The 12,211-nt window shown below is 37.9% G+C and carries 12 protein-coding genes and 1 pseudogene; 10 read left to right on the forward strand and 3 right to left on the reverse strand.

Annotation, left to right across the window (positions count from 1 at the left end):
• Positions 1–391 precede the first annotated feature (391 nt).
• Together KNQ97_RS17450 and KNQ97_RS17455 are read left to right on the forward strand one after the other, a co-directional pair.
• The gene (locus tag KNQ97_RS17450) at positions 392–598 is read left to right on the forward strand and encodes a hypothetical protein (protein ID WP_005128283.1); all 207 of its coding nucleotides are present in this window, start codon (positions 392–394) and stop codon (positions 596–598) included.
• Positions 585–932 (forward strand): annotated as a pseudogene (locus KNQ97_RS17455) (TetR family transcriptional regulator); the annotation flags it as partial. The gene KNQ97_RS17450 and the pseudogene KNQ97_RS17455, both read left to right, overlap by 14 nt.
• 55 nt (positions 933–987) lie before the next feature.
• Here KNQ97_RS17455 and KNQ97_RS17460 read toward each other — a convergent pair.
• Both KNQ97_RS17460 and KNQ97_RS17465 read right to left on the reverse strand, forming a co-directional pair.
• On the reverse strand, positions 988–2,106 hold the full coding sequence (locus KNQ97_RS17460) for a hypothetical protein (protein ID WP_005128286.1): 1,119 nt from the start codon (positions 2,104–2,106) through the stop codon (positions 988–990).
• 117 nt (positions 2,107–2,223) lie between these two features.
• The gene (locus KNQ97_RS17465; protein WP_253612522.1) at positions 2,224–3,141 is read right to left on the reverse strand and encodes a LysR family transcriptional regulator; all 918 of its coding nucleotides are present in this window, start codon (positions 3,139–3,141) and stop codon (positions 2,224–2,226) included.
• Between the two features lie 97 nt (positions 3,142–3,238).
• On the opposite strand from KNQ97_RS17465, the gene KNQ97_RS17470 reads away from it, so the two are divergent.
• The 3 genes from KNQ97_RS17470 (at position 3,239) to KNQ97_RS17480 (ending at position 7,802) form a co-directional block, all read left to right on the forward strand.
• Entirely contained in the window at positions 3,239–4,621 is a 1,383-nt protein-coding gene (locus KNQ97_RS17470) for an aspartate aminotransferase family protein (protein ID WP_140987305.1), read from the forward strand.
• 110 nt (positions 4,622–4,731) lie between these two features.
• Positions 4,732–6,300, forward strand: coding sequence for a CoA-acylating methylmalonate-semialdehyde dehydrogenase (locus tag KNQ97_RS17475; protein WP_109090267.1), 1,569 nt, complete (start codon positions 4,732–4,734; stop codon positions 6,298–6,300).
• A 104-nt stretch (positions 6,301–6,404) separates the two neighbouring features.
• Positions 6,405–7,802 carry an amino acid permease gene (locus KNQ97_RS17480; protein WP_253612523.1) on the forward strand — a complete coding sequence of 466 codons (1,398 nt, stop codon included), beginning with the start codon at positions 6,405–6,407 and terminating at the stop codon, positions 7,800–7,802.
• Between the two features lie 149 nt (positions 7,803–7,951).
• Here the strand turns inward: KNQ97_RS17480 and KNQ97_RS17485 are convergent, their stop codons facing one another.
• Complete coding sequence (locus KNQ97_RS17485) at positions 7,952–8,185, reverse strand: DUF2171 domain-containing protein (protein ID WP_001094391.1); 234 nt, start codon at positions 8,183–8,185, stop codon at positions 7,952–7,954.
• Positions 8,186–8,483: 298 nt separating this feature from the next.
• Here KNQ97_RS17485 and KNQ97_RS17490 point away from each other — a divergent pair, with 298 nt between their 5' ends.
• The 5 genes from KNQ97_RS17490 (at position 8,484) to KNQ97_RS17510 (ending at position 12,104) form a co-directional block, all read left to right on the forward strand.
• Positions 8,484–9,458: an acyl-CoA dehydrogenase gene (locus tag KNQ97_RS17490; protein WP_253612524.1), complete on the forward strand. Its 975-nt coding sequence runs from the start codon at positions 8,484–8,486 to the stop codon at positions 9,456–9,458.
• Entirely contained in the window at positions 9,446–10,240 is a 795-nt protein-coding gene (locus tag KNQ97_RS17495) for a PIG-L deacetylase family protein (protein WP_032060581.1), read from the forward strand. The genes KNQ97_RS17490 and KNQ97_RS17495 overlap by 13 nt, the downstream gene beginning before the upstream one ends.
• Positions 10,215–10,814 carry a bifunctional 2-polyprenyl-6-hydroxyphenol methylase/3-demethylubiquinol 3-O-methyltransferase UbiG gene (locus KNQ97_RS17500; protein ID WP_000581924.1) on the forward strand — a complete coding sequence of 200 codons (600 nt, stop codon included), beginning with the start codon at positions 10,215–10,217 and terminating at the stop codon, positions 10,812–10,814. Before KNQ97_RS17495 ends, KNQ97_RS17500 begins: the two co-directional genes overlap by 26 nt.
• Positions 10,811–11,455, forward strand: a complete 645-nt coding sequence (locus tag KNQ97_RS17505; RefSeq protein WP_000690470.1) for a glycosyltransferase family 2 protein — start codon at positions 10,811–10,813, stop codon at positions 11,453–11,455. The genes KNQ97_RS17500 and KNQ97_RS17505 overlap by 4 nt, the downstream gene beginning before the upstream one ends.
• A gap of 286 nt (positions 11,456–11,741) precedes the next feature.
• The gene (locus KNQ97_RS17510; protein WP_000721827.1) at positions 11,742–12,104 is read left to right on the forward strand and encodes a NirD/YgiW/YdeI family stress tolerance protein; all 363 of its coding nucleotides are present in this window, start codon (positions 11,742–11,744) and stop codon (positions 12,102–12,104) included.
• The last annotated feature ends 107 nt before the right edge of the window (positions 12,105–12,211 follow it).

The raw sequence follows: 12,211 nt of genomic DNA on the forward strand, positions 1-12,211 counted from the left end.
CTTATTTAGCCTTCATTGTTGCAATATATAATGGATCACCAGTTGGATTTCCTGCAGTAAATACAGATTCTAATGATTTTGATATTGGTATGAGAGTCATATTCATAATATTGACTCTATCAATATTCATATATATATCATATTCAATATTTTAATCATAAAAATATGAGTTTTTAAGTGGCAGATAATTTTGATGACTTCTTAAATTTACTTGATAAATGATCAAAAATAAGTTGATAGAGCTATTGTTAAACAATAGCTCTTTTTTATGTTTATTATATATTTGGTGATTGATTATAGAACGAGATAAAAGCCGAACCTTGAATGCAGTGACTATGGCTGTCACAGGCGCACTTGGCGGTCTAATACACTTGCCCCTTATGCAGCCAATATGATTGGAGAGAAGTTTGGGCATGGTGAGGACAATAACAAGGCAGAACAATTAGCAAGTCATGCGATATTGGGTGCAACGCTAGCTTACTTAAATGGAGGTAATCCGGCAGCGGGTGGTAGTGCAGCAGTTGCAAGTGAAGCGGCAGCAGATTACTTCGCAAATCAATACAACGATGGCAAAACCGCAATTGGTCGCAATGGTTGAGTGTGACTTAAGTACCCCCGCAATAGATAAACTTAAAAATCTTTATTATTTACATACTGATTTAGAAGGGCCGTATTACTTATTATTTAAAGCTATTTTTGAAATTAAAAATAGTTATCCCAACGCCTATCAAACCACGGTGCGCTATAGAACATGGTTAAAAAATGAAATTTATAGTCAACTTAGAACACTTAAATTTGATGCTTCATTTAATGATGCCAAACTATTTTTATATATGATTGAAGGCGCAATTATTCAGTGTTTAGACAAGAACGATGCGTATAAAGGAAATAACGCATTAGATTACTTTTTATTACTAGTATGTCAGGGGTAGGTAAATATCCCAAATTACATTAAGAAAGTACTTTGGGATATACAGCTTTTAAATTTTACTTATAGTAAGCTTGAATTTGGGCAGTAATAAAGTCATAACTAGCTTTATTGTATAAAGCAAATTCACCTTTTGTATGATAGTTAGGAATAAAATTACTTGGTGCGCCATAGGTTTCAGAGATAACATTGCCTTTAACTTGCCATTCACCATCGTAAATTTTACCATTCATTTCAATGGCTGGATCTTTACCATTCTCAAAAATTGGGTTACCTGCACTATCTACAAAATAAGTCACTTTATAGCCAGCAACAGTATCAAATTTATAATTAAAATTTGGATAAAGTTTTTGTTGCCATTCAGCTAGAGTTTTGAAATCAGTGAGTGAGCTATCAAATAAATAAAATTCTGTATTGTTATAAATAACAGACTTTGGGATATAAACAAAAGAGCCACTTGGGAAAGTTGCATTACTATTTACTAAATTTGCAAAGGCTGTTTGATTATCTTTAAGAATACGAGAAAATTGATCACTAATATAAATATAGTCTGAATCTTTTGGTATTGAATTTATGATATTAGGAGGGAAAATATCAGCTACTTTTTTACCAGAAACATTAATTTTCTCATAATCGAAACTAACATTATCTGAATTTAAGCTACAACTATCATTAAATTGAGCAGTCGTAATTTGTGAACCTTGTGAGGCAACAATATAGCCCTCAGGCCAACCATTATTTTGCTTTTGATAAGTCTTTTTAGTGAAAAGGCCAAAAGAGTTAAGGTCATAAGTTTGTACAACATCTTCAGCTAAACTACTTTCAATTTCGTCAGCGGTTACATTATAAATTGCTTTTGGTGATGAATATATCATCTGCCCATTTCTTTGAAATTCATCTGCATACAATTGTCTTATAGTAGTGAAGCTATTGCCTGTAGGTATTTGCTTATAATTGTATGTAAGGGAATATAAGGGCTCATCAAAAATTGTATTTGTTGAAAGTGTAGAGTTGAGTAGAATCCCTCGATTACACTTTAGAGTATTGGTTTCTTGTGGAGATTGTTCTTTAGTTTGGGATGATAGATTCTCTGTATTATTAGTGCTTGAACTACTTCCTCCACAACCAGTTAATATAATAAATAAAAGAGAGGCTGTTAAATTTGAAATTTTTTTCATGAATAGACCTTATGTAGTTATCTCTAATGTGAAATAAAAATTATATATTTTTATTAATAAAAATAGGAGATTAAATTATACTAATAAATATAAATTCTACTGAAATATTTGGTACTTTTAATTGTTAGCTATTCGCTTCTCAAGCATTTCCATAAAGGTTTTTAAAATATTATTGTGATTTTTACCCTTATGAGTAATTAAGCATATAGGGGTGCTGTAGTGCATTTTATCTTTTAAAACAGGCTGCATAACACCGTCTTCAACCCATTTTTTTGCATAGTGGTCGGGTAAAAAACCTAAAAATTTTCCGGTTAAAATGAGAAAGGCAATACCTTCGCGGTCACTTGCCGTCGCTTTACAATCTAAAAGCTGATGCAACTTGGCTGCTTCCGAGGTAATCGCATAATTAGGAAGAATGGCTTGCCATTTTTTTAATTCATTTAAATTAATGTTGCTACATTGGTTAAATAAAGGATGATTTTTGCCGCAATATAAAAATGAACTTTCATTATATAAATCGAAATAGTCTAAACCAGACAAAGGCGTAACAAGGGGGATAACACCTGCGTGCAAACGGTTATCAAGTACACGGCATTCAATATCTGAAAGGGTACTCATACTGATATTAATAATAACCTCGGCATGTTCCTCGGCAAGTTGTGTCAAGGTGTTGGTGATATAGCCTCTAGGCATAGTCACAAGGTTGTTAATAATGCCGATATTAAATTCACCCTTAAGACGGTTATGCATTTGGTTAACTTTAGAACGGAAGTCTTCAATGGCTGCTGTCAGCACTTCGATATATTCTAAAATTTCCCGTCCTTCATCGGTCAGGGCGAAGCCGGCACGGCCACGTTGGCACAGCCGAATACCCAGACGATTTTCTAAATCACTCATATGCAAACTAATTGCAGAGCGGCTAATACCTAAAATACTTTCGGCTGATGTAAAGCTGTGACAGTCGCAAACTGTTTTAAATATTTTTAGAAGTTTTATATCAAAATCAGTGACTTGATTTAATTTTTTAGGTTTCATTTAGTTTTGTTTTTTTAAATCTAAACTCAAGATAATTTGAATTTATCAAACTTATCTCGCTATGTACACTCAAACCATAATTTGAAAATAAACAGGAATGGTTATGTTTGATACGGATAAATTTAGCGACTCAGAGCATACTTTGGATGCGGTTCAAACTAATAATAATATGCACATAAATTATCAGGCGCACTGGATGCCTTTTTCAGCAAACCGAAACTTTGCTAAAGACCCACGTATGATTGTGGGTGCCAAAGGGTCTTATCTGATTGATGATTCTGGCCGTGAAATATTCGATTCACTTTCAGGCTTATGGACGTGTGGCGCAGGTCATACCTTGCCTGAAATTCAACAAGCGGTGAGCGCTCAGTTAGGTCAGCTCGACTACTCACCGGCGTTCCAGTTTGGTCATCCATTGTCTTTTAAGTTGGCAGATAAAATTGTTCAGCATATGCCTGAAAAACTACAACACGTTTTCTTTACCAATTCAGGTTCGGAGTCGGCAGATACGTCTATAAAAATGGCACGCGCCTATTGGCGCATTAAAGGTAAACCAAGTAAAACCAAATTGATTGGTCGTGCCCGTGGCTATCATGGTGTGAACGTTGCAGGGACAAGTTTAGGTGGGATTGGCGGCAACCGTAAAATGTTTGGACAACTTATGGATGTAGACCATTTACCTCATACTTTGCAACCTGATTTAACTTTTACCAAAGGCTGTGCAGAAACAGGCGGGGTAGAACTTGCCAATGAAATGCTTAAGTTAATTGAGCTACACGATGCTTCAAATATTGCAGCCGTCATTGTGGAGCCTATTTCTGGTTCTGCGGGTTGTATTGTGCCGCCAACAGGCTATTTACAACGTTTAAGAGAGATCTGTGATCAGCATGACATCTTGTTAATTTTTGATGAGGTGATTACAGGCTTTGGGCGTTTAGGAACGTGGACGGCGGCAGAATATTTTGGGGTAACACCAGATATTTTGAATTTTGCGAAACAGGTGACCAATGGTGCTATTCCTTTAGGTGGTGTGGTGGCAAGCCATGAAATTTACTCTGCCTTTATGCAGCAAGACTTACCAGAGCATGCCATTGAATTTACCCACGGCTATACCTATTCGGCACATCCGGTTGCTTGTGCTGCCGCTTTAGCCGCCCTTGAAATTTTAGAGAAGAAAAACCTGTTGGCTCAATCGGCAGCATTGGCACCAAGTTTTGAAAAAATGCTGCATGGTTTAAAAGGCGCACCGCATATTTTAGATATTCGCAACTGTGGCTTGATTGGTGCTTTGCAGTTAGCTCCGCGTGATGGCGATGCCACCATCCGAGGCTTTGAGCTTGGTATGAAACTCTGGAAAGAAGGTTTCTATGTCCGCTTTGGAGGCGACACGCTTCAGTTCGGTCCAATGTTTAACAGTACAGAAGCAGATATTGACCGCTTAATGAATGCTGTGGGCGATGCGCTTTATCAAGTGAATTAAGATTTATTAGGTATTTTACCGAGGTCTGTAATGCCAACAGACCCATCTTCAAAATCTAAATGAAAAATACAGTTTGATCTGAAAACTAATTGTAGTAAGGAGTAACAACAATGACAAATGGCCTAGAAGATTTTAGCTATGACGAAGTTTCAACTGAAAATAGTACGCATAGTGAACAAGCCAAAAAAGTGCTAGGGCATTTCATTCAAGGAAGAATTGTATCTAAAACGGCAAGAAAACAGCCAGTTTACAATCCTGCGACGGGTGAAATTAGTAAAGAAGTCGAAATTGCAGATGCACAAACGGTAAATGAAGCAGTTCAGGCGGCCGAACAAGCATTTCCTGCATGGCGTGATACACCAGTCATTAAACGTGCACGTGTCATGTTCAAGTTCAAACAATTATTAGAGCAAAATGCCGAAAAGATTTGCGCTTTGATTGGGCAAGAACACGGCAAAATTTCTCATGATGCTCAAGGCGAATTGCAACGCGGTATTGAAAACGTTGAATATGCTTGCGGCGCACCAGAGCTTTTAAAAGGGGAGTTTTCAAAAAATGTCGGTCCAGATATCGACTCATGGAGCGAGTTCCAACCGCTAGGTGTTGTCGCTGGTATTACGCCGTTTAACTTCCCGGCCATGGTTGCTTTATGGATGTTCCCAATGGCACTGGTTTGCGGTAACTGTTTTATTTTAAAACCTTCTGAAAAAGCACCTTCTGTGGTTTTATACCTTGCTGAACTTTTAAAACAGGCCGGTTTACCTGACGGCGTGTTTAATGTGGTCAATGGTGACAAAGAGGCGGTAGATGCCTTATTGCATCATCCACGTATTCAGGCAGTCAGCTTTGTAGGTTCGACGCCAATTGCTGAATATATTTACCGTACAGCGACTTCAACAGGTAAACGTTGCCAAGCATTAGGCGGTGCAAAAAATCATGCGATCATTATGCCCGATGCTGATATTGATAACGTAGTGACTTCATTATTAGGCGCTGCTTTTGGCTCTTCGGGCGAACGTTGTATGGCATTGTCGGTTGCGGTTGCTATTGGCGATGAAGTTGCCGATGTTGTGATTGATAAGCTGACTCAAGAAATGAAAAAATTGAAGTTCGGTAACTATGCCGATGCAAGTAACGACTTTGGGCCACTTATTACCCAAGCACATAAAGACAAAGTACAGGCTTATATTCAAAGTGCAGAACAGCAAGGCGCAAAAATTGTGGTCGATGGCCGTGATGCAAAACCAACAGGCTACGAAAAAGGTTTCTTCGTTGGACCAACTTTAATTGATCAAGTCACACCAAACATGACCAGTTACCAACAAGAGATTTTTGGCCCTGTGTTGCAAGTTATGCGTGTGAATAGCATGCAAGAAGCGATGCAACTGATTAATGACCATGAATATGGCAACGGTACTTGTATCTATACCCGTGATGGGGAAGCAGCACGCTATTTTAGCAGCCACATTCAAGTGGGTATGGTCGGTATTAACGTGCCTTTACCAGTACCTGTGGCTTACCACAGCTTTGGTGGCTGGAAGCGTTCACTGTTTGGTGATTTACATGCGTATGGTCCAGATGGCGTCCGTTTCTACACACGCCGTAAAACCATTACACAGCGCTGGCCTTCGGCTCAAGTCCGTGAAGCAAAACAGTTCTCAATGCCAACTTTAAATTAATGTCTGCAACAAAGGGAAAACATCAGGTTTTCCCTTTTTCATTAGCAAAGGATTTTTAAACATGTAATAGATTGTTTTATGGATATATTTTTAAGGAATGAAATATGAATAATGATAGAACAAAAAAATTAGGCGAAGGACTTTCGAATCGCCATATCACAATGATTAGTATTGGCGGTGTTATTGGTGCAGGTTTATTTGTCGGTTCATCTTCTGCAATTGCTAAAGCAGGCCCAGCGGTCATTCTTGCATATCTCACTACCAGTATTATGGTCTTTCTGGTCATGCGAATGTTGGGTGAAATGGCTGTTTTAGAGCCGGACACCGGTTCATTTTCTACCTATGCCCGTAAAGCGATTGGCCCGTGGGCAGGCTTCACTATTGGTTGGTTATATTGGTGGTTTTGGGTGCTTGCGATTCCGGTAGAAGCGATTGCTGGCGCAGAAATTTTACATTCGTGGTTTCCGAGCGTTTCGGTTTCTATCTATGCATTTTGCTTTATTGTGTTCTTAAGCTTGGCCAACTTTTTTAGTACCAAAAGTTTTGGTGAGTTTGAGTTCTGGTTTTCTTTGGTCAAAGTGGTTGCCATTATTGGTTTCATTATTATTGGTATTTTGGCAATTTCAGGTATTTGGCCTTTAGCTAAAAATGTCAGTGGTGTTGCTAATTTATACAACAACGCTGGTTTTATGCCGCACGGTATGGGGGGAATTTTATCTGCCATTTTAATCACAGCGTTTTCGTTTTTTGGGGTGGAAATTGTCTCAATTGCCGCAGCCGAGTCATCTAACCCTAAACAGAAAATTAGACGTGCCACCAATTTGGTGCTGTACCGTATTATTCTTTTTTTCGTGGTCTCAATGTTTATTGCTGTTTCACTTGTCGATTGGCGTTCACCGGACTTACAAAAGTACGGGACATTCCAATACGTTTTAATGAGCTTAAACGTACCAGGCACTAAACTTATTATTGATACGGTCGTGTTTATCGCCGTGGCGAGCTGTATGAATGCGGCAATTTATACCTCTTCTCGTATGTTATTTCGTTTGGGAACACGCAATGAAGCACCGCAGGCAGTCACTAAAGTGAACTATGCTGGTGTACCAGCAATTGCGGTGTTTTCCTCAACTTTTATTGGTTTAGTATGCTGTGTCATTAACTATGTATTTCCTGGAAAAGTCTTTGGCTTATTGCTCTCAAGCACAGGGTCAATTGCTTTACTCGTGTACTTGGTTATTGCGTTTTCGCAACTACGTTTAAGACATAAGCTAGAAGCGGCTGCAGCGGAAATTCCATTTAAAATGTGGTTATTCCCATGGCTGACTTGGTTTGTGATTATCATTATTTTAAGTGTATTGGCTTATATGTTCTTCTCACCAGCCTATAGTTATGAAACGACTCTATCTTTAGGTGTAACCTTAGGTGTGGTGGTTTGCGGTTTGTTTGTGACCCGAAAGCGTAAAGCAACCCGTTCGGTTGCGATCAATCAGAGTAATTTATAAAAATATTAAATTAAAATTTTAACCATATAAATAAAAAGCTCCTTAATAAAAAGGAGCTTTTTATTTTTTTAATTCTAATTATTTTATTTTAATTGTAGTTGGGTTTTTATAATAATATAAAGAGTTAAAAGCTAACTAAGCAAAGATGTTTAAATCGCTTGCCAGTTTTCTTTAACTTCTTCTGAGTTTTTATTTAAAATGACTTGATCTTCTTTTACCTCCCCTATCCAAGAAGTAGGGATAAGATGATGTTGATCATTTTCATCTTTGGTGAGTTTTAACTGATTTTCACCTTCAAGATGATCGACAGTTCCTACTTTGGTGCCACAAGAAGCAATAACGTCTGCATGTTTTTTAATATCATTAATATTTAAAGTATTCATCTTTGACCTCTTCTTTGGAAATAGAAAAACGGTAGAAACTAAATTACTGGATAAAACGGCAGAAATCCTTAATTTTTAATAAACCTTACATGATTATTTTATAATTTCACTTAAGCGATATATTTAGGTAACAATGAAATAAAAAGAAATATTCATTGAATAAAGTTATAGAAAATATCTTTTTATTACATTTTATATCTTTAATTAAACAGAATTATTTCGATATGTTTAAGTGAATACTTTTGAATAATTATTTGTAATGAATATTAAAATATCTATAAATATGACAATCTTGAGTATGTTGAGTGAATTTGAACATGCTCAGGCCGAAAACAAAAGTCAGCTCCGCCAAGATTTACTCTACCAATTGGTAAGTTTATCTAAAAGTTTGCCTTATCCAGCTTCAGGTCATACCTATCAGCGATGGCAATTGTTTGCTCAAATTGCATGGTATGATTTAAGTCTCGCTAAATTATTTGAGTCACATCATGATGCTTTAAGTATTCTAAATGAATTGGGTTATCAAGACGAAATCGATGACCAAACTTGGGCGGTATGGGCAGCAGATGGCGGGCCGGCACCTGTGCAAGTTCAGAACAATCATTGTAATGGTATAAAAAACTGGTGCTCAGGTGCAGAGTTTATTCAAAAAGCTCTCATGAGTTATAAGGACAAAGAAGGCCAAGCACAGCTTTGTATCGTTGATTTGGCTCATCCCTCTGTTCATGTTGACTTGAGCCACTGGCAAGCAGTCGGTATGCAGGGAACCCAAACAGCTCAAGTGCATTTTGACAATACTCCTGTTATTCCTATCGGACTGCCAAATTGCTATTTGGAGCGTCCGGGTTTTTGGCATGGTGCTGCTGGTGTTGCGGCTTGTTGGTATGGTGCCGCGGTACGCTTGGTTAGTTTCTTGCATAAAAGTTGCACCCTTAACCCAAACGCATTTAAAAAAATGTATTTAGGGGAGTTGGCTCAACAGCTCTCTGTAACCAAACAGTATTTTCAATATATTGCCAAGCTCATTGATGATGAGCCTGCGCTCAGTCATGAGCGTGAAATCCGTATATTACGTGCCCAAACAGAACAATGCTGCCAGAGTGTTATTCAACTCGTCGGTAAAGCTTTGGGCGCGCGTCCTTATTGTGAAGAGCCTACATTTTCACAGCTCATCGCTGATTTACCAGTATTTATCCGACAGAGCCATGCGGCTTTTGATTATGAGTCTATTGCTGAGCTCTGTTTACCGGAGAAAAGCTTATGGGAACTTTGAAGCATCCCTTAGTAGAGGACCGTATGATTTCAGGTGAAGGTACACCTGAATTCATGTGGCTTGAGGCATTTAAAAAGAATCCTTTAGATCGGCTGAATTTAAAGTTGTTTCAGTCTAAAAGAGTGGTGATTGTTGCTCCGCATCCTGATGACGAAGTGCTGGGTTGTGGCGGTTTAATGCAGCAGCTAGTTGAGCAAAACTGTCATATTGTCATTTTGGCAGTTAGTAATGGAACACAAAGCCATCCTCATTCAGTGAAATATACTCCTGACCAATTGAACGATTTACGTCCGCAAGAAACACTGGCTGCTTTAAAAACTTTAGGTATTTCAGCTTTTTCTGAACGGATTGGTTTAAATCTAATGGATGGTCAAATTCATTTACAGATGGATCAATTGAATCAGGCGCTTAGCCAAATTGTTCAGTCCGAAGATATTTTAATTTGTAGCTATGCATTTGATGGCCATCCAGATCATGAGGCTGTCGGGAAAACAGTACAAGCTTTTGCCGAAGCTCGGGACTTACTATGTTTGCATGTATTGATTTGGGCATGGCATTGGGCAGAGCCTTTTGACACACGAATTAACTGGTCCAAAGCAAAAGCTTATGCCTTAACTGAAAACCAGTTAATTAAAAAACATCAGGCGGTTATGCAATTTAAAACACAACTTGAAGCCGATGAGAGCACAGGAAATTCCGCCGTTTTATCCTCAAGTGCGATTAGCCGTCTTTTAATGCCTTATGAGGTATATCTGAGTGATTCATTCTCGTGTGTATTTTGAAGAGTTGTATCGTAGTAATAATGACCCGTGGGGCTATGACTATCACTGGTATGAAGCCCGTAAAAGACAAATCTGCCTTGCATTATTAACACGACCACACTATGAAAAAGTTTTAGAAATTGGTTGTTCAAATGGGCATTTAAGTGTTTATCTGGCTCAGCGCGCTGCTCATCTGTTATGTATTGATGTGTCGAAGCAAGCCGTTCAGCTCGCATCCCAACGGTTAGAAGCATTTGAACATGTGACTGTTGAAAATAGAAAAATACCTGAAGATTTTTATGAACAAAAATTTGACCTGATTGTAATTAGCGAAGTGGCGTACTACCTCACATTCGATGAGTTAGGTGAGTTTATTGAACAGTTAAAGCAGGCCTTAAACCCGGAAGGGGAAATTTTGTGTTGCCATTGGCGACATGATATTCAGGATTTTGAATTGAATGCCCAAAAAGTCCATCAAAGCTTTCAACAATCTTTTCCATTTCATCACTATTTAAGTCTGAACGATCCGGACTTTATGGTCGATGTTTGGACGGTTAATCCTTCATCAATAGCTCAGCGAGAACAATTACGATGAAAATAGGTGTTGTAGTTCCAGCGCATAATGAAGAGCAACATTTGCCCGCCTGTTTGCAATCAATTCAGGAGGCGATTGAAAAAGTACCGGATGAACAAGTCGAGGTTATGGTTGTACTTGATAGTTGTACGGATCAGTCGCGCTCAATTGTACAGCGCTACGGAGTAAGCTGGATTGAATGTAATTATGCATGTGTCGGAAAGGCACGGGACTTAGGTATCCGCCAACTTATTCAAAATGGCGCAACATGGCTGGCCTGTACCGATGCTGATAGTGTGGTCAGCCCTGACTGGTTACGCTGCCAGATTTTGCATCAACCTACAGATGCAATTTGCGGTATTGTGACTTTAGATGACCTTAGCCGTTTATCAGTTATGAAACAAAAAAAATATTTATCGCATTATCAGGATTGTATGGATCATCATCATATTCATGGCGCAAATTTAAGTTTTAGTGCTGCTGCTTATATGCAAGTAGGCGGTTTTGAACCTGTTCCTTGCCATGAAGATGTTTCGCTCATTCAAAAACTGATAAGGCAGTGCTGTAATATTACATGGAGCAATTTAGTTCGGGTAACTACCAGTAGTCGACTCGAAGGAAGAGCGCCGGAAGGCTTATCAAAATTTTTAGAAAATCTTTAATTAAGCTTATTTTCTTAAGATTATTTTAATAATTAAAATATATTCTAAACTCAGATCCTCTGTTATACATAGTGTTTTAGTGTTCATTGAGCTATACCTTTTTGCTACATCACCCGATGTGGTTTTTTTTCATTATGACCATACAAATATCTAGGCCAACGCAAAGACCTTCTCAACAATAGTGCTGTATATCTGACACGATGACACAAAAAATCACAAAAGCTAAAACTCACGGTTTTCACAAATTGTTTAGATAGCTATAGATAAAATAACGAGGAGAACATTCATGAAAAAAATATTATTCACCACCCTCACTGGACTTGTTTTATTAACTAGTAGTGCAGCATTTGCAAGAACAGATCCAGCTTTACTTAATCAAGCAGCAAAAAATGTAGTCACTGTTTCAAAAGCTAAAACTTTAGCTGATGAAACAGGGGTAACCTTAACTGGTACTATTGTTAAGCATATTGCTGGCGACCATTATGAATTTAAAGACAAAACAGGTTCAATCGTGATTGATGTCGATGATGATTTGGCAAATGGTTGGCAGTTAAAGGTTGGAGATAAAGTGCGTATTGTGGGTGAAGTTGATACCCACCGCGTTAAACCGACTGAAATTGAAGTATTACAAATTGAACGTGTTAAATAATTTTTCATTTTAAATAAAAAGCTCGAACTAGATTCGGGCTTTTTTATTGAAATAAGCAAGCTTATAAATTTTTTATAATAATGAAATATAAAGTATTTTAAATAAAG

The organism is Acinetobacter sp. UC24323 (assembly GCF_024151445.1).
In the GTDB taxonomy this organism is placed as follows: Bacteria; Pseudomonadota; Gammaproteobacteria; order Pseudomonadales; family Moraxellaceae; genus Acinetobacter; species Acinetobacter baumannii.